Below are 16596 nucleotides of genomic sequence, written 5' to 3'. Positions count from 1 at the left end.
GGCGTCCACGGACGAAAGGGTGTGATCGATGTACGGCGACACTGCCACCGGCCGCAAGCGCGTGGCCGAGCTCCGTGAGCAGGGTGGCGACATCCGGGCCCTCGCCGCCCGTCTCGTGTCCCAGGCGGAGGCCGTGCCGTGGCACGGCAAGGCCGCCGACTCGATGCGCGAGCGCATCCGCGAGCGTGCCGGCCACCTCCGCGCCGCCGCCGCCCAGCACGACACCGCGGCCGAGTCGCTCGCCGGCCACCTCGTCGAGGTCGACCGCCTCAAGGAGGCCATCGACACCCGCTCACGCAAGGCCACGACCCTCGTCGAGGACGCCCGTACGCGCACGAGCGAGGCCGCTCCGGGAGCGACCGCGGACGAGGCCGACGGCGTCGTGCTGGCGTTCGACCCTCCCCCCGCCGGTCACCGCGACTGGCTGACCGTCGACCTCCCGGGGCTCTGACATGGTGACCATCGACCTGACCACGCCTCCCGCCCCGCCGGCGACGTTCCTCGACGGCACGGCCCGACGGCTTGCGCTGACGTTGCCCGAGCTGCGCCTCGTCGCCGACCTGGCCGGCGGCGCGCCGCTGCCGTTCGACCTCCAGCCCACGGAGGGCGCGACCAGCGGCACCTGCTCACTGACCGGACGGCTCGGGGCGAGCCGCGGGTCCACGGAGGACTCGGCCTACACCGAGGCGATCGGCATGCTCAACGACCCCGAGGACACCCTTCGGCGACGCGGACTGGTGACCGACGAGGGCGCCGATCCCGGACTCCTCGGCGCGGTCGGTCTGCTCGCCACACCGCGGCTGGCCCTCGACCTCGACGTCGCCGCGGGCTCCACCCAGGTGAAGGCCTGGCACCGCCAGTCCGGCGGCGCGGTCGCGAGCCTGTCCACGTGCGACGGCATCGTCTTCGAGATCGCGTGGTTCCCCGTCGACCAGTGGACCGTGGAGCTGGGCCGCGTCACCGCGGTGCCCGAGGACCTGCCGCTGTCCGCCTCCCAGGTTCCGGCACTCCTCGACGTGCCGTACGCCCTCGCCGACGCAGTGGGCGAGGCCATCCGCTCGGGCCGCTCCGACCTGGTGGCCGTCCTCCTGTCCCAGGCAGAGGGATCGGTCCGCGCCGACGGCGAACCCCTCGGCGAGACCGGGGCCGGCACGGCCCTGTCCGCCGTCCACTCCGAGACCCGCGGGCGGCTGCGCATCCTGGCCGCCGAGGTCTCCGAGGGCGCGACGTCCTCGGTGGGCGTGGTCTCGTGGGTCCTGCTCAACGACGGCTGGCACTCCCTCACCCCCCACCACGACGACGGCGCGCGGGTCTCCGTACGCCGCGTCGAGCCGGACGACCTGCCGACCGAGCTCGCCCCGGTGCTGGCCCAGGTCTCGACCCGAGAGGACGTCACCCACCGATGAAGCCACCCCACGACGTTCTCTCCCTCCTCCGCTGCGCTCCCCCGTCCGACAACGCCGCAGGGACCCCGACATGAGCGACCTCGACATCCCCCGCACCCACGACAGCGCCGACTCCTCCGCCTCCGTGGCCGCCGACAAGTACGACCAGATGCTGGCGCTCGCCGACCTGTTCGACTCCACGGGCAACGAGATGCGCACCCGCGCCCGGCTCGGTGCCGACATCCTCGGTGACGACGACGTCGTCGACTCCGGTCAGCTCTCCCCCGCGACCTGGGGCCTGGCCGAGGAGGACGTCCGCGGCGCCACGACGGGCAAGCACGGCCTGCTGACCCGCTCGGTCGAGCTCGACGCCGACGCGCTCGTCGTACGCGCCACGGTGCTGACCTACCGGTGGATCGACGAGCTCCAGCAGGCGGCCTACAAGACGCTCGGCTCCATCGCCGGCCGCGCCATCGGCTACCTCGCCCCCGAGGTCGCGCTCGGCGGTGCGATCGTCAGCGCCGGCCTCATCGAGACCGACGCGCTCGACCGCGACGGCGTCACGGCCTACCTCAGCGAGCTCGCCGAGAACAACCCCGACCTCATGGAGCACCTCTCCGGCGGGGGCGGCCTGCTCGACGGCCTCCACATGCGCTCGCTCCTCACCGCCGGCGTCCTCGCCTCCGACCAGGGTGCCCACGCGGCCCGCGGCGGGCTGCGGGCGATCGGCATCGACCCGTTCCCGACCGACGCGGTCTTCGCCTTCAGGGACTCGGCCGGATCGTTCGTCGAGGCCGAGGTGCCCGAGGCGGAGGCCACCTCCACCGAGGGCCAGGCACCCCGCTCGCTCGAGGAGCTGATGGCCAACCTCCTCGCCGAGGACCGCCGGATCTCCGTGCAGCGCGTCGGCACCGGGCGCTACATCGCCTACCTCCCGGGGACGCTCGGCGGTGACTCCGGCCGGCTGCGCCTCGTCGGCGCGGACCCGACCACCTCGGCCGCCCAGGTCGTGCGCGCGATCGAGAAGGTCGTCACCGAGGACGACGCCCGCGTCATGCTGGTCGGGTCCGCCGCCGGTGGCACCGTGGCGGCGGAGATCGCGGCCGCGGCCAGCTCGGAGCGCTTCGTCGTCGACCAGGTCGTCACGGCCGGCGCCCCCTCGGCCCAGGTGCCCCGGATCCCCGACGCCACCCGCGTGCTGTCGCTGGAGGACCGGTCGGACCCGGTCGCCCTCCTCGGCTCGCTGATCAACGCCTCGACGACCAACCGGCTGACCGTGGTGTTCGACGGCAGCTCCGGTGGCTCGGACATCTACGTCACCGGCGCCAAGGCTGCCGACAGCGCCGAGCACCCCGAGCTGCGCGCGGAGATCACCCGCATGCAGGACCTGGGCTACCTCGCGGGCTGAGCGCCTTCAGACGATCTCGTGCACGAACTCGCCCAGCTGGGCGAGGTTGCGGCACTCCCCCATCGGCACGATCTCGCCGTAGCTGTCCGCCGCGCTGTCGCCCGTGCCCCAGTGGCGCGGGTGCTCGGGGTTCAGCCACCAGGCGTGACGCGCCCGGCCGGCGAGGTCGGACAGCACCGGCAGCGCGAGGTCGCTGTAGTTGGACCGCGCGTCACCGAGGACCAGCAGTGACGACCGCGGTCCGATGGCGTCGGCGTGCTGCTCGGCGAAGCGGGTCAGCGCCCGCCCGTAGTTGGTGCGCCCCCACAGGGCCGCGTGCGAGATGCTCGCGGCCAGCGACTCCATCACCTCGACGACGTCGGTGCCCGGCCGGAACGTGTCGCTGACCTCCACCACGTCGTCGACAAAGGTGAACGCCCGTACGCCGCTGAACGCCTCGCGCAGGGCGAAGACGAGCATCAGGGTGAACTGCGCGAAGTTCGCCACCGAGCCGCTGACGTCGCACAGCACGACCAGGTCGGTGCGGTGCGGGCGCCGCGGCCGGTGGTGCGTGGTCAGCGGCACCCCGCCCGTGGCGATCGAGGCCCGCACGGTGCGGCGTACGTCGAGCGGGCCACGCCGCTGCGCGTGCTGCTCCTTGGTCAGCCGGGCCGCCAGTCGCCGGGCGAGCGGGTAGATCTCGCGGCGCATCTCCTCGAGGTCACTGCGGCGGGCGGCGGTGAAGTCGAGGCGGTCGATGGTCGGCCGCACCGTCACGTCGGTGACGTGCTCGGGCCCCTTCTCCTCGGCGATGCGCCGGCGGGCGTCCCCCTCGACGAGGCGGGTGAAGTCCCCGATCCGCCGGCCCGCGGCGCGCTGCGCCTGCTCGGCGTCGAGACCGCCGGACAGCATGCCCTGCACCAGCCGGTCCATCAGCTCGGCGGGCGAGACCCGTTGGAGAGAGGTGTACGCCGACCAGCTCGAGAGCCCCGGCCCGCGACCTGGCATCGCTCCGAACCGCGCGACCGCCTCCACTGCAAGGTCCTGCAACGCCTGCTGGTCGCCGGACGCGAGGGCCTCGGCCAGCGCCTCGCGGAACCGCTCGAGCTGGGCACCGGTGTCAGGCACCCCGTCGTCGTCCGCCGCGTCCTCACCGGCGACCCCGCTGCCGATCAGGCGCGGGAAGTAGATGTCGAAGACCGCGTCGAAGGTGACCCGCTGCGGCTGGCGCTTCACCAGCGTCGCGGCGTACGCCGCCCGGACCGTCTCGCGGTCGTGCCAGCGCACCTTCTCGAGCGCGCCGATCGCGTCGAGCCCTTCGGCCAGCGACACCGACAGGCCCGCCGAGCGCAGCGCCTCGACGAAGCCGATGTGGGTGTGAAGGAGGGTCACGACACCGCCAGCTTGAGCTCCTTGATCGCGCGCCGCTGGTCCGAGGCGTGCTTGAGGATGACGCCGAGGGTCCGCGCGACGGTGGCCTCGTCGAGGTCACCGATCTGGAGCGCGATCAGCGTGCGCGCCCAGTCGATCGACTCCGCGATGGACGGCGCCTTCTTCAGCTCCAGCTCGCGCAGGCGGACGACGACATCGACGAGCTGGGCGGCCACCTTGTCGTCGAGACCGGGCACCTGGCTGGTGACGATCGCCCGCTCGCGCTCGGCGTCGGGGTAGCCGAGGTGCAGGAACAGGCAGCGCCGCTTGACCGCCTCCGACAGCTCGCGGCTGGCGTTGGACGTCAACACCACGAATGGCCTGCGCGTCGCGCTCACCGTGCCGAGCTCGGGGATGGTCACCTGGAAGTCGCTCAGCACCTCGAGCAGCAGGCCCTCGACCTCGACGTCGGTCTTGTCGACCTCGTCGATGAGCAGGACCGTCGGCTCGTCGCGACGGATCGCGCTGAGCAGCGGGCGGGTGAGCAGGAACTCCTCGGTGAAGATGTCGTCGTGGGTCTCGCTCCACGAGTCCTCCCCGCCGCTGGCCTGGATCCGGAGGAGCTGCTTCTTGTAGTTCCACTCGTAGAGCGCCCGCGCCTCGTCGAGGCCCTCGTAGCACTGCAGCCGTACGAGCTCCGCGCCCGCGGCACGCGCGACCGCCTTGGCGAGCTCGGTCTTCCCGACCCCCGCCGGCCCCTCGACCAGCAGCGGCTTCTCGAGCGCGCCCGCGAGGTACGCCGTCAGCGCGGTGGCGTCGTCGGTGAGGTAGCCGGCCGCGCGCAGGCGGGTGGCCGCGTCGTCGGGGCTGCTGAACCAACTCGTCGTCACGCCGCCGAGCCTATCCGCCGCGTGACGGGAGCTCGTGGCTGAGGTTTCAGGCAGCCTCTGCTCAGTCTTCGCTCCGCGAAGACTGAGCAGAGGGGGCGGGATTCGAACCCGCGGTAGGTCTCCCTACGACCGCTTTCAAGGCGGTTCCGATCGGCCGCTCCGGCACCCCTCCTCGTGCTGCGCCAGGCGCCGCACACCGCGGGACTCTACCCAACCGGTCCGGCCGGCCACGCACGTGATGAAATCGCGACGTGACGACCGAGACCACCAGCGTCCACCGCCTCGCTCCGGCGGTCGCCGCGCGCCTGCTGGGCGTCGTGCTGTGCGCGGTCGCCGTACTCATCCTCCTCAGCACCGTCGCCCTCGCCGTCCTCGACCTCCACACGGTCTTCCTGCTGGTGCCGGTCGGAGCGACGTTCGTGGTCCTCGCCCTCGCCGCGTGGGCGTGGCGCACCAAGGGCTGGGTCGTACGGCTGACCCCCGAGGGCTACCGGGTCCAGTGGGTACGCGGTGTCGGGGTGGCCTCGGGTCGCTGGCAGGACGTCGAGGACGGCGTCGCCACCACCGTGGCGAACGCCCCCGTCGTGGTGCTCCGCCTGCGTGACGGCCGGACGACGACGATCCCCGTCGAGGTGCTCGCGACCAGCCGCGAGGAGTTCGTACGCGACCTCCAGGAGCACCTGCAGCGCGGTCGCGGGCTGCGGAAGTTCTGACCTGATTCGGCGCAGTCGCGCCGCGCCTTGTACCCTTCTCTGCGCCCGGTCTGCCGGGCATGGAGGCGTCGCCTAGTCCGGTCTATGGCGCCCGCCTGCTAAGCGGGTTTGGGGCTAAAACCCCATCGAGGGTTCAAATCCCTCCGCCTCCGCCAAGAGATCGGCCCCCTTCCGGGTGTGGGGGCCGGTCCAGTGCAGCGTGCGCACCTTTGCAAGAACCTGCAATGCACAGACCTGCAGCACCATCGGCCTGACGCTGCCGCTGACGGTGGGGGAGAATGAACAGGTCATCCCCTGTGACACATGACTATGAGGTGGGAACCACTATGACCGCAGTTCGCCGCATCGCCGCCGCCGCCCTCGTGGGCGCGCTTGGCCTCGGATTCGTCGGGATCACCAGCGCACCGGCCAACGCCGACATCACCTGGGGCGCGCGGGTCAAGGGCTGACGCACTGATCCAGTGCGTGCCCCAGCGGCACGCACTGAAGAAGCCGGGACACGGACTCCTCAACCCCCCACGAGTTCTGGTCCGAAGGCCTCCCCCACAGGCCAGTCCCGGCACGAGGGCAGCAGCTTATCGAGCTGCTGCCCTCGCCTCATTTGCACACCTTTGCAACACGAGCACCACGTGAGTGGTCAGGCCGTCGGCTCGTCCATCTCGCGTCCCGAGATGCCGCGCTTGCCCATCTCGTAGCCGAGCTGGAAGCGCGTCTCGACCTCGAACTCGTTCTTCAGGTCGGCCACGTAGCCGGCGTACGTCCGGGGGCTGACGCCCAGGCGCTTCGCACCGGCCGGGTCGGCCCGGCCCTCGAGCAGCATCCGGATCGTCATCGCGCGTTGCTCGGTCGCGATGTCCCGCATCAGCGAGCTCTCGCTGCTGCTGAACGGCCGGGCGCGCTCCCAGTGCCGCTCGAACATGTCGACGAGGTAGCCCACCATCGACCGGTCGCTGATCACCATGGCCGCATTCAGACCCTCGTGGCTGGGGATGATCGCGATCCGGCGGTCGATGACGATGAGGCGGTTGAAGAACTCGTCCAGGGTCCGAACCTCGGCGCCGGCGGCCGTGACCGCGGCGACGTACTTGCGGGTGTCAGCGCCGCGACGGGCGGCGTGCTGGTAGAGCGTGCGCATCTTGACGCCGCGCTCGAGCAGCGAGATCTCTCGCGCGGTCACCTCCGAGAGCTGCTTGACCCCGCGCCTGTCCTGCGGCTGGGCCGTGAGGATCTCGTCCTCGGAGTCGGCGACCATCGACAGGAGGACGGTGCGGATCGTGGTGACGCCGCGAATCTCGGCGAACGGCCCACCCACAGCACTCGGCGAACGGCGCCACGCGTGCGACAGGGAGCTGAAGGCCTGGGCCCAGTGGGCCGACTCGGCGATCAGCTCCGCACCCTGCTGGCCGAGCGGTGCCACGACCTGCGCCTGGACGGCGGCCGGATCGACCGCATGCCACTGGGTCTCGTCGTCGCTCTTGTTGACGAGTCCGACGTCGACCAGGAGCTCGAAGGCCTCGTGGAGCTCGCCGCGCCGGGCGATGCGCTTGTCTGACGCGCTGATGCCGCCCGCGCCCAGGATCTCCTCGTAGAGAGGAGCGGCACGCTCCTCGAACAGGGCGCGTTCGTGCTGACCCAAGGGCATGGCTCACCTCCCGCGTTCCCACCGACCCAGTGGGAGGATCGTGCCACACAGCACCCGGCCGATCGGCCGGAAATCGCACCGACCCGCCCTCCCTGGTGCGGAAGGACGGGTCGGAGGGCGTACGGGTGCGTGGATCAGGCGTCGAGGCGGGCCTTGAGCGTGTCGAGCTCGGTCCACAGCACGGCGGGGAGGTCGTCGCCGAACTTCTCGAACCACTCCTCGATCTGCGGCAGCTCGGCGCGCCACTCGTCGGCGTCGACAGCGAGGGCCTGGGCGACCTGCTCCTCGGTGAGGTCGAGGCCGTCGAGGTCGAGCGAGCCGGGCGCCGGCACGTGGCCGATCGGGGTCTCGACCGCGGCAGCCTGGCCGTCGAGGCGCTCGATGACCCACTTGAGGACGCGGCTGTTCTCGCCGAAGCCGGGCCACAGGAAGTCGCCGTCACGGCCGTCATCGAGCTTGGCACGGCGGAACCAGTTAACGTAGAACATCTTCGGCAGCTTGGCCGCGTCGTTGTCCTTGCCGATGCCGACCCAGTGGCTGAAGTAGTCGCCGGCGTTGTAGCCGATGAAGGGCAGCATCGCCATCGGGTCACGGCGTACGACGCCCACGGCGCCGACCGCGGCGGCCGTGGTCTCCGAGGAGAGCGTGGCGCCCATGAAGGTGCCGTGGTTCCAGTCGCGGGCCTCGGTCACCAGCGGGATCGTCGTCTTGCGACGGCCACCGAAGAGGATCGCGTCGATCGGCACGCCGCGCGGGTCGTCGTACTCGTCGGCGAGGATCGAGCACTGCTTGATCGGGGTGCAGTAGCGGCTGTTGGCGTGGCTGGACAGCTCGCCCGTCTCCGCCGCGATCTCCGGCGTCCAGCGCTCGCCCTTCCAGCTGGTGGCCTCGGCGGGCGTGTTCTCCAGGCCCTCCCACCACACGTTGCCGTCGGGGGTGAGCGCGACGTTGGTGAAGACCGAGTTGCCCTTGCGGATGGTCTCCATCGCGTGCGGGTTGGTGTGCTCGTTGGTGCCGGGCGCGACGCCGAAGAAGCCGAACTCGGGGTTGACCGCCCACAGGCGCCCGTCCTCGCCGATCCGCATCCAGGCGATGTCGTCGCCGATCGCCTCGACCTTCCAGCCCGGGACGGTCGGCTTGAGCATCGCCAGGTTGGTCTTGCCGCACGCGCTCGGGAAGGCCGCGGCGACGTACTTGGTCACGCCCTGCGGCGAGGTGAGCTTGAGGATGAGCATGTGCTCGGCCAGCCAGCCCTCGTCGCGCGCCATGACCGAGGCGATGCGCAGCGCGTAGCACTTCTTGCCGAGCAGGGCGTTGCCGCCGTAGCCGGAGCCGAAGCTCCAGATCATCCGCTCCTCGGGGAACTGCACGATGTACTTGGTGTCGTTGCACGGCCACGCGACGTCGTCCTGGCCGGGCTCGAGCGGCATGCCGACCGAGTGCAGCGCCGGCACCCACTGCGGGTCCTCGCCGGCAGCGGCGAGCTCCTCGATGCGGGTCAGCACGTCGGTGCCCATCCGGGCCATGACGCGCATGGACACGGTGACGTACGCCGAGTCGGTGACCTCGATGCCGAACATCGGCTTCTCGGCGTCGACGTGGCCCATCACGAAGGGGATGACGTACATCGTGCGGCCCTTCATGCAGCCGGCGTAGAGCCCGCGCATGAGGTCCTTCATCTGCTCCGGCTCCATCCAGTTGTTGGTGGGGCCGGCGTCGCGCTCGGCGACGGAGCAGATGTACGTACGGTCCTCGACGCGCGCCACGTCGGTGGGGTCGGAGGCCGCGTGGAACGAGTTGGGCATCACGTCGGGGTTGAGGCGGGTGAACGTGCCCGTCGCCTCGAGGGAGGCGGTGAGCTCGGCCCACTCCTCGTCGGACCCGGTGCACCAGTGGATGCGGTCGGGCTGGGTGAGCTCGGCGACCTCGGCGACCCATGCGGCGATGCCCTCGTGTGTCGTCGTGGCGGTCAGGTGGTCGGTCGTTGCGGTCATCCCGGAGTTCCTTCAGCGTTCGTCGCGGTTCGCGCGGCCTCGTTGTCGGCGACTTTTCCGGGACGCTAGTGCTTGTGAATGCGCGCACATATTGGATCGGTCTAAGAGTTGTGACCTGGATCTCGCTCGGGTTCGCGACGGCACTTCCGCGTCATTTCGGCGGAAGCCGGAGTCGGCTCAGTCCTCGGCGTCGAGGTCGGCGGCCACCCGGCGGTGGGCCTCCCAGATCTCCTCGGGCATCCGGTCGAACTGGGCGAGGTGCTCCTCGCGGAAGCCCATCTCCTGCTGCCAGCGCTCCTTGTCGATGGTGAGGATGCGCTCGAGGTCGGCGGCCGGGATGTCCATGCCCGACAGGTCGAGCTCCTCCTCCGTCGGGATGATGCCGACGGCCGTCTTCCGGCCCTCGACCTCGCCGTTCTTGAGCTGGAGCAGCCACAGCAACGGGCGGAGGTTGTCGCGGTATCCGGGCCAGAGGAAGTGGCCGTCGTCGGGGTCCTTCTGGAACCAGTTGACGTGCGCGAAGATCGGCTGCTCCGACGCTGCCCCGACGATGTCGAGGTAGTGGCGGGCGTAGTCGCCCTCGCCGTAGGCCATGAACGGCCGGTTGGACATCGGGTCGTAGCGCAGCTGGCCGTCGACGCCCTCGGCGGCGAAGGTGGCCTCCGCGCCGAGCGTCAGCCCGTCGTACACGCCCTCGGCCAGGTCGGTGATCGCGCGGATCAACGGCTCACGGTCGCTCGTACGCCCGCCGAAGATGATCGCGTCGATCGGCACACCCATCGGCTCGTCGTAGTCGGGCGCGATGTTGGGGACGTTGTCGAGGGTCGTGGTGAAGCGGCTGTTGGGGTGGGACCACGCCGCCGTGTCGTCGCTCTTGCGGTCGGCCAGCGGCGAGCCCATCCAGTCGAGCCAGCCGTGCACCTTCTTCGGCGGCTTCTTGGTCTTGCCCTCCCACCACACCTCACCCGTGGTCGGGTTGTGGGAGACATTGGTGAAGATCGCCTTCGTGCCCTCGTCGATGGACGCGAGTGCGTTGGGGTTGGTCTTCTCGTTGGTGTCCTTGGCGACACCGAAGACGCCGTACTCTGGGTTCATCCCCATCAGGCGGCCCGACTCCTCGTCGACCCACAGCCACGCGATGTCGTCGCCGTAGAACGAGACGTGGTAGCGATCGCCCAGCGCGTCGGGGGCCGCCATCATCGCCAGGTTGGTCTTGCCCGAGGCACTCGGGAAGCCGCCGCAGACGTGGTAGGTCTTCCCCGTCTCCTTGTCGTGGATGCCGATGAGCATGTACTGCTCGGCGAGGAACTTCTTGCTCGCCCAGCCGTCGTACGCCCCCTGCCGCAGGCCGTGCGCGATCTTGCCGAGCAGCGCGTTGCCGCCGTAGGACGAGCCGAAGTGCAGGATCGTGCGCTCGTCGGCGACGGTCACGAAGTAGCGCTGGTCGTCGGCCGTGCCCTGGCCGAGGTTCTCCAGGTCGCCGGTGACGTGGACCGCGCGGACGAAGGAGTCCGGGTCCTCGAGGTCGTTGACGTACTGCACGCCGACGCGGGCCATCCGGATCATGTGGAGCACGACCGTGCGGGTGTCGGTCAGCTCGACGCCGGCGGCCCACGGCGCGAGAGCGTTGCCGGCGGGGGACATCAGGTAGGGGATGACGTACATCGTCTTGCCCACCGATGCGCCGCGCATCCGGTCGTGGAGCATCGGCTTCATCTCCGAGGCCGGCCGCCAGTTGTTGTAGACGCCCTTGTCCTTCTCGTCGTTCGTCGCGACGATCGTGCGCTCCTCGGAGCGGGCGGTGTCCTTGTAGTAGCTGCGGGAGTAGTAGCGCCCCTCCCCCGCCATCGACAGCTCGCCGGCGGCCACGGCCTCCTCGAGCAGGCGCGCGTCGTCGGAGGCGTTGACCACCTCGATGCGCTCGGCGCCGGTGAGCTCGGCGTACTCCTTCACGAACTCACGGACCTGGGGATTGGTCAGCCCGGCGTCGTCCAGGGCGGCCTCGAGATCTGCCATCGCGCTACCTCTCATCGTGCGACGACCCGGGCCGTCGCGTGTGCGGGTGCTAGGCACCCTAGGGCACGTCCCAGCCCGTGCGACCCGGCCTCGGGGGTGGTCCTGATTTCGTCCGCCCCGAGCCGGTCGGCTATCCTCGGTGAGTCCTCGCGGTGCGTACGCAGTGCGGGCGACGAGCGCCTGTAGCTCAACGGATAGAGCATCTGACTACGGATCAGAAGGTTTGGGGTTCGAATCCCTACAGGCGCGCAAACAGAAAAGCCGCAGGTCACACCCGCTGACCTGCGGCTTTGTGTTTCTCGCGCAGCTTCCAGTTTCCATCAATTGCGCGCTCGTTGTTTGGCGGACACACCTGGGACACAGTGCGTATCGTCGCGCCGCTGACGAGGACGTTCACGGTTGGTTTGGCTTCGGCCCCGAGATGGCGCGTAGCGGCTCAGGCCTAGGTCCCCGATGCAGTAGCAGGCCCTGCCTCGGATGGAGACTTTGCTCAAGTGGGCTTGCTCGCCGGCCACAGCCACGCCTCGCGGGGGCAGATACCATCGCTCGTCAGAAACAGCCAACAAATTGCCCTTGTAGGTGCGCCGTCAGGCTACTTCAGCCACTTCTTGGGACTAGGGGGCTACCCCGCGCGCCCCCGGCCATCGGTCACTGTCGAGAGAGGAGGACGCGGCGAAGTTCCTCGACGATCGGCGTGACACGTTCCTCCGGGATGGGACCCATTACACTCGGCAGGAAGGCGAACCCGACTCGCGCGTCTCGGTCCGCGAAGACCAAGGCGCCGGCCGCGCCGTCGTGGCCGAAGCTCGAAGGTCCGAGCATCGGCCGCACGACGGAGGAGAGCATGAGCCCGGTCCCCCATCTCGGGAAGGCGGCGAGCGGCGGGCCCAGCACCGGCTGACCTTCAGTCTGGACCCGCGTGGCGTCGTCCAGCGTCTTGACGCTGAGTCCCACCTTCGGGCCCTCCGCGCCCTGACTGTCATCGGCACGACCGTCCCCCACGTTGGAGACCAAGGCCGCGTGGAGCTTCGCGAAGCTTCGGGCGGTGCCGATGCCGTTGGCGGCAGGCAGCTCTGCGGCCCAGAACGCGGGATCGTTCATCGAGTTCTCTGTGACGAGTCCAGGCACCGGGATTCCGAGTGCCCCATTGAGGGTCAGCGCGCGGAGGGGCCTAGGGTCCTCGGAGTTCATGGTCTGAAGTGCTTGGACCAGCTCGTACGAAATGGTCGTGGGATCGCTGGGCAAGGTCAACGCCACGCGGGCATGCTCGGATGGAGGAAGGCCAATCCATACGTCCAGCCCGAGTGGGTCGGCGATCCGCTCGCGGAAGACCTCGCCGAACGGTCGTCCGGTCACGCGGCGAACTACTTCTGCAGCGATGTGACCGACGGTGATGGCGTGATAGGCGTGCGCCCCTCCTGGGGCCCAGAGGGGTGCCTGCGCCTCGAGTGCTCGCAGCACAGGACCGCCGTCGATGACTTGCTCCCGAGTAAGAGGCGCATCTACGAGAGGGACGCCAGCCCGATGCGCGAGCACCTGCCGCAAGGTGATCTCGGCCTTGCCGTGTTCGGCAAACTCTGGCCAGTACGTTCCTACCGGCTCATCGAGCGTCAGCAGCTCGTCCTCGACCAGGTGCAGAACTGTGATAGCCGTGACGCTCTTGCTTACCGAAAACGCCAGTGCCAAGGTGTTGCGCTCCCACGTCCTCCCCCTGACGACGTCGGCCATCCCACCCCAGACGTCAACGACGAGCTGCCCGTCCACGTAGATGGCGAGAGCCGCTCCTCCGTAGGGCGTGCTCACGAGGTGACTGCGGAAGGCACCTATCACTCCGGCGAATGCTTCGTCGTGGTGACCAGCGATGGCGGGGGTCATGGGCGCTCCTTGTGAGGTGTCGTGGGTCTGCGGTGACGCGGTCAGTTCTTGAGATCTGGAAAGTCCTCGTCGCGGAACTCTCCAGGCGACCGGTCGCTTCCCGCCTGGGTTTCGCGGGTGCGCAGCTCGACCCGGCGGATCTTGCCTGAGACGGTCTTGGGAAGGTCGAAGAACTCGATCCGGCGCACCCGTAGGTACGGCGCTAGGTGCGTGCGGGCATAGGACAGGATTGACCGGGCGGTGTCCGCATCCGGGGCAAAGCCCTCGACGAGGGCGATGTACGCCTTCGGAACCGCGAGTCGCACAGGGTCGGGGGCGGGGACTACGGCCGCTTCGGCGACGGCTGGGTGCTCGAGGAGCACGGACTCGAGCTCGAAAGGACTGATTTTGTAGTCAGAAGCCTTGAACACGTCATCGGTGCGACCGATGTATGTGATGTAACCGTCTTCGTCGCGAAGGGCGACGTCGCCGGTGTGATAGAAACCGCCCGCCATCGCTTCGTCGTTGCGTGCGGCGTCGCCCTGGTAACCGGTCATGAGCGTCAGCGGTTCGGTCGCGAGGTCGAGGCAGATCTCCCCCTCCCCCGGTCCATCCACCACAGTGCCGTCAATCTGGTCAACCAGCGCGACAGGGACGCCGGGCAATGGGCGGCCCATGGAGCCGGCCCTGACTGGCTGGCCGGGAGTGTTAGCGATGCAAGCGGTCGTCTCCGTCTGCCCGAACCCGTCCCGGATGGTCAGGCCCCACTGTCGTTGGACCTGGCTGATGACCTCTGGGTTCAACGGCTCCCCAGCGGCGATGGCCTCGCGCAGGAGCCCGGGTCCGGCACTGAGGTCCGCGTTAATGAGCATGCGCCATACGGTCGGCGGGGCACAGAAGGTGGTCACACCTTCTTTGCGGATCTGGTCGAGGAGCGCTTTCGCGTCGAAGCGCCCGTAGTTGTAGACGAAGATCGTGGCCTCAGCGAGCCAGGGCGCGAAGAAGTTCGACCACGCGTGCTTGGCCCAGCCTGGGCTGGAGATGTTCAGATGCACGTCGCCCGGCTGCAGTCCGAGCCAGTACAACGTTGAAAGGTGGCCCACGGGATAGGACGTGTGCGTGTGTTCAACGAGCTTGGGGCGGCTCGTCGTGCCTGAGGTGAAGTAGAGAAGCATCCGGTCGCGGCTGGTGTTCCCAGGGTGCTGCACAGGCGGGTCGGCGATACCGTAGGCATTTGCGTACGCCTGCCACCCCTCCGGACGTGGGGCAGCTCCAACCACGAGCCTGACGTAGTCCCCAGGCACGTCGTTGAATTTGGCTGTCTCGTCGCTGTTGCAGATGACCGCTCGCGCTCGGCCGCGGTCGAGCCGGTCGAGCAGTTCGGTGCTTCCCACCGCCGTCGTGGTCGGCATGACGACGGCGCCGAGCTTCACGATTGCGAGCATGCTTTCCCACAGCTCGACCTGGTTCCCGAGCATCACCATGACACTGTCTCCCTTGCGGATCCCGGCCGAACTCAGGAGAGAGGCCACCTGGTCGGAACGGGTGGCCAGCTCGTCGAAGCTGTACGCCTGTCGTGAACCGTCCTCCTCGACAATCACCAAACCGAGGTCCTGATTGCCACGAGCAAAACCGTCGAACCAGTCGTGGGCGAAGTTGAACGTGGCGCCAACATCGGGCCAGGTGAACGAGTCGACGGCCCCGGCGTAGTCGGTGCGGCGAGCGACGAGGTCGTCACGGGCCTGCCGAAGGGCGGCCGTTGCTGCAGCGCTCATGCCACGGAGCTCCCCTGCGGTGCTGTCTCGGCTGGTGATGTCGGCGGGGCCTCGCTCTTCCACTCGGGGAACCGGTGGCATGCCACGGACACGCCGTTCGATGCCTGGACGAGCGGAGGCCGCGTCGTGCGGCAGCGGTCCTGCACGAAGGCACACCTCGATGCGAAGGGGCAACCCTCCTCCGTGGCGCCTGTTGCCGTCGCCGTGCCCGTCCGCACCTGAGCGGCACGACGTGCCGCTTGCCGCTCCGGATCGGCGACCGGGGCGGCGTCCAGCAGGGCCCGGGTGTACGGGTGCGAGGGGTCGGCGACGACCTGGCTCGTCGGGCCGGACTCCATCACCTGTCCGCGGTAGAGGACGGTGACGTCGTGGCACAGGTGCCGCACGACGTTCATGTCGTGCGAGATGAACAGGTAGGCCAGTCCGGACTCGTCCTGGAGGTCCATGAGCAAGTTGAGCACCTGGGCTTGGACGGACAGGTCGAGGGCGCTCACCGCCTCGTCGCACACCACGACCTGCGCCTGTGTCATGAGCGCCCTAGCGATACAGATGCGTTGCCGCTGGCCACCCGAGAAGTGGCGCGGCAACCGGTCGGCGGCGGACGGGTCCATCCCGACCCGCACGAGCGCCTCCTCGACACGCGCGCGGATCTGCCGACGAGCGACACCCTGTGCGACCAGTGGCTCGCCGAGGCTACGGCCGATGGTGTACGACGGGTTCAGGGATCCTGTGGGGTCCTGAAAGACGGCCTGGAGATCACGAGCCAGGCGCTTGTGGCTGAGATGCCGCGAGGCTGTGATCGAGACACCAGCGACCTCGATCGTCCCGCCGTCGACGGCTTGCAGCCCCATCACGGCCCGGGCCAGGGTCGACTTCCCCGAGCCGGACTCCCCCACCAGACCGGCGGTCCTGCCGGGACGGATGCTGAGGCTCACGCCGTCGAGGGCCCAGAAGATAGGTTCGCGCCGCTTGCGACGGAACCCGACCTTGATGTTGCGCACATCCAGGACGGTCTCGGTGCTCATGCGCGTTTCTCCAGCTTCAGTAGGTCAGTGTGTAGGCACCGCGACAGCGCTTCGGACGTCTTGATAAGCGGTACACGAGCTTCGCTGCATGCCTCTGTCGCGAGTCGGCAACGCGCTGCGAAGCGGCAGCCTTGAGGCCACAAACCCGGCGCGGGCACTCGGCCGGGCAGCGTCGGCAGTCGACCTGAGTGCTCGATCGACGGATCTGCTGCGAGGAGTGCCGCTGTGTAGGGATGCGTGGGGGCGGTGAAGACCGTGTGCGCGGGCGCTACCTCGACGACGTCGCCGGCGTACATGACGACTGCCCGGTCGCAGATGTCTGCAACGACACCCCAGTCGTGCGTGATGAGTAGGAGCGCCAACCCGGTTGTCTCCTGGAGCTCGTGGAGCAGGGAGAGAATCTCGGACTGCACCGTGACGTCGAGCGCCGTCGTCGGTTCGTCGGCCACGAGCACCCGCGGTCTGCCCGCTAGGTGTACCCGGCCATCAGGTTGGTAGCAGTCGGCTGATGGGTGGGTTGCCTCCGAGTGCGCTGTGGCGGCGT

Annotated in this window: 14 protein-coding genes and 3 tRNA genes; 7 read left to right on the top strand and 10 right to left on the bottom strand. The window is 69.3% G+C overall.

All coding sequences use genetic code 11. The features are described 5' to 3' along the window. Positions 1 to 28: 28 nt before the first annotated feature. From EUA94_RS19055 to EUA94_RS19045, 3 genes are all read left to right on the top strand, one after another. Entirely contained in the window at positions 29 to 451 is a 423-nt protein-coding gene (locus tag EUA94_RS19055; RefSeq protein WP_129428478.1) for a hypothetical protein, read from the top strand. Position 452: 1 nt separating this feature from the next. Next, positions 453 to 1406, top strand: coding sequence for a hypothetical protein (locus tag EUA94_RS19050; RefSeq protein ID WP_129428477.1), 954 nt, complete (start codon positions 453 to 455; stop codon positions 1404 to 1406). A gap of 70 nt (positions 1407 to 1476) precedes the next feature. Next, positions 1477 to 2793: a hypothetical protein gene (locus EUA94_RS19045; protein WP_129428476.1), complete on the top strand. Its 1317-nt coding sequence runs from the start codon at positions 1477 to 1479 to the stop codon at positions 2791 to 2793. A gap of 6 nt (positions 2794 to 2799) precedes the next feature. Here the strand turns inward: EUA94_RS19045 and EUA94_RS19040 are convergent, their stop codons facing one another. The 3 genes from EUA94_RS19040 to EUA94_RS19030 all read right to left on the bottom strand — a co-directional run bounded on the left by EUA94_RS19040 (position 2800) and on the right by EUA94_RS19030 (position 5205). Next, positions 2800 to 4164: a vWA domain-containing protein gene (locus EUA94_RS19040; RefSeq protein ID WP_129428475.1), complete on the bottom strand. Its 1365-nt coding sequence runs from the start codon at positions 4162 to 4164 to the stop codon at positions 2800 to 2802. After that, entirely contained in the window at positions 4161 to 5033 is an 873-nt protein-coding gene (locus EUA94_RS19035; protein ID WP_129428474.1) for an AAA family ATPase, read from the bottom strand. The genes EUA94_RS19040 and EUA94_RS19035 overlap by 4 nt, the downstream gene beginning before the upstream one ends. A gap of 87 nt (positions 5034 to 5120) precedes the next feature. Beyond that, positions 5121 to 5205 (bottom strand) — tRNA-Ser (locus EUA94_RS19030). A 79-nt stretch (positions 5206 to 5284) separates the two neighbouring features. Between EUA94_RS19030 and EUA94_RS19025 the strand changes: the two genes are divergently transcribed. The 3 genes from EUA94_RS19025 (at position 5285) to EUA94_RS22990 (ending at position 6195) form a co-directional block, all read left to right on the top strand. Continuing rightward, on the top strand, positions 5285 to 5746 hold the full coding sequence (locus EUA94_RS19025; RefSeq protein WP_129428473.1) for a hypothetical protein: 462 nt from the start codon (positions 5285 to 5287) through the stop codon (positions 5744 to 5746). Between the two features lie 61 nt (positions 5747 to 5807). Further along, positions 5808 to 5901 (top strand) — tRNA-Ser (locus tag EUA94_RS19020). A gap of 171 nt (positions 5902 to 6072) precedes the next feature. Continuing rightward, positions 6073 to 6195 (top strand): hypothetical protein, encoded by a 123-nt coding sequence (locus tag EUA94_RS22990; RefSeq protein WP_277986125.1) that lies wholly within the window; start codon positions 6073 to 6075, stop codon positions 6193 to 6195. 188 nt (positions 6196 to 6383) lie between these two features. On the opposite strand, the gene EUA94_RS19015 is transcribed toward EUA94_RS22990, so the two are convergent. The 3 genes from EUA94_RS19015 to EUA94_RS19005 all read right to left on the bottom strand — a co-directional run bounded on the left by EUA94_RS19015 (position 6384) and on the right by EUA94_RS19005 (position 11398). Continuing rightward, positions 6384 to 7388, bottom strand: a complete 1005-nt coding sequence (locus tag EUA94_RS19015) for a TrmB family transcriptional regulator (protein WP_129428472.1) — start codon at positions 7386 to 7388, stop codon at positions 6384 to 6386. A 134-nt stretch (positions 7389 to 7522) separates the two neighbouring features. Then, entirely contained in the window at positions 7523 to 9382 is a 1860-nt protein-coding gene (locus EUA94_RS19010) for a phosphoenolpyruvate carboxykinase (GTP) (protein ID WP_129428471.1), read from the bottom strand. Between the two features lie 177 nt (positions 9383 to 9559). Continuing rightward, positions 9560 to 11398: a phosphoenolpyruvate carboxykinase (GTP) gene (locus tag EUA94_RS19005; RefSeq protein ID WP_129428470.1), complete on the bottom strand. Its 1839-nt coding sequence runs from the start codon at positions 11396 to 11398 to the stop codon at positions 9560 to 9562. A 176-nt stretch (positions 11399 to 11574) separates the two neighbouring features. Here EUA94_RS19005 and EUA94_RS19000 point away from each other — a divergent pair. Then, positions 11575 to 11647 (top strand) — tRNA-Arg (locus tag EUA94_RS19000). 399 nt (positions 11648 to 12046) lie between these two features. Here EUA94_RS19000 and EUA94_RS18995 read toward each other — a convergent pair. The 4 genes from EUA94_RS18995 to EUA94_RS18980 form a co-directional block, all read right to left on the bottom strand. Further along, the gene (locus tag EUA94_RS18995; protein WP_091201929.1) at positions 12047 to 13273 is read right to left on the bottom strand and encodes a serine hydrolase domain-containing protein; all 1227 of its coding nucleotides are present in this window, start codon (positions 13271 to 13273) and stop codon (positions 12047 to 12049) included. A gap of 41 nt (positions 13274 to 13314) precedes the next feature. Continuing rightward, a complete protein-coding gene (locus EUA94_RS18990; protein WP_091201927.1) occupies positions 13315 to 15027 on the bottom strand; it encodes an AMP-binding protein in 1713 nt (570 codons plus the stop codon). Beyond that, positions 15024 to 16052, bottom strand: coding sequence for an oligopeptide/dipeptide ABC transporter ATP-binding protein (locus EUA94_RS18985; RefSeq protein WP_091201925.1), 1029 nt, complete (start codon positions 16050 to 16052; stop codon positions 15024 to 15026). Before EUA94_RS18985 ends, EUA94_RS18990 begins: the two co-directional genes overlap by 4 nt. Next, a partial coding sequence (locus EUA94_RS18980) for an oligopeptide/dipeptide ABC transporter ATP-binding protein (RefSeq protein WP_165357043.1) occupies positions 16049 to 16596 on the bottom strand: 548 nt, incomplete at its 5' end. The genes EUA94_RS18985 and EUA94_RS18980, both read right to left, overlap by 4 nt.

Source organism: Nocardioides zhouii (assembly GCF_004137345.1).
GTDB lineage: Bacteria > Actinomycetota > Actinomycetes > Propionibacteriales > Nocardioidaceae > Nocardioides > Nocardioides zhouii.
Note: the sequence above shows the minus strand (reverse complement) of the source record. Positions and strands in the feature narration are given on the sequence as shown.

Bases quoted from the DNA above. Each gene is read 5' to 3' on its own strand.
- EUA94_RS18990 (WP_091201927.1), bottom strand. From the start codon at position 15,027: ATGAGCGCTGCAGCAACGGCCGCCCTTCGGCAGGCCCGTGACGACCTC.
- EUA94_RS18995 (WP_091201929.1), bottom strand. From the start codon at position 13,273: ATGACCCCCGCCATCGCTGGTCACCACGACGAAGCATTCGCCGGAGTG.
- EUA94_RS19045 (WP_129428476.1), top strand. From the start codon at position 1,477: ATGAGCGACCTCGACATCCCCCGCACCCACGACAGCGCCGACTCCTCC.
- EUA94_RS19050 (WP_129428477.1), top strand. From the start codon at position 453: ATGGTGACCATCGACCTGACCACGCCTCCCGCCCCGCCGGCGACGTTC.
- EUA94_RS18985 (WP_091201925.1), bottom strand. From the start codon at position 16,052: ATGAGCACCGAGACCGTCCTGGATGTGCGCAACATCAAGGTCGGGTTC.
- EUA94_RS22990 (WP_277986125.1), top strand. From the start codon at position 6,073: ATGACCGCAGTTCGCCGCATCGCCGCCGCCGCCCTCGTGGGCGCGCTT.
- EUA94_RS19015 (WP_129428472.1), bottom strand. From the start codon at position 7,388: ATGCCCTTGGGTCAGCACGAACGCGCCCTGTTCGAGGAGCGTGCCGCT.
- EUA94_RS19010 (WP_129428471.1), bottom strand. From the start codon at position 9,382: ATGACCGCAACGACCGACCACCTGACCGCCACGACGACACACGAGGGC.
- EUA94_RS19005 (WP_129428470.1), bottom strand. From the start codon at position 11,398: ATGGCAGATCTCGAGGCCGCCCTGGACGACGCCGGGCTGACCAATCCC.
- EUA94_RS19055 (WP_129428478.1), top strand. From the start codon at position 29: ATGTACGGCGACACTGCCACCGGCCGCAAGCGCGTGGCCGAGCTCCGT.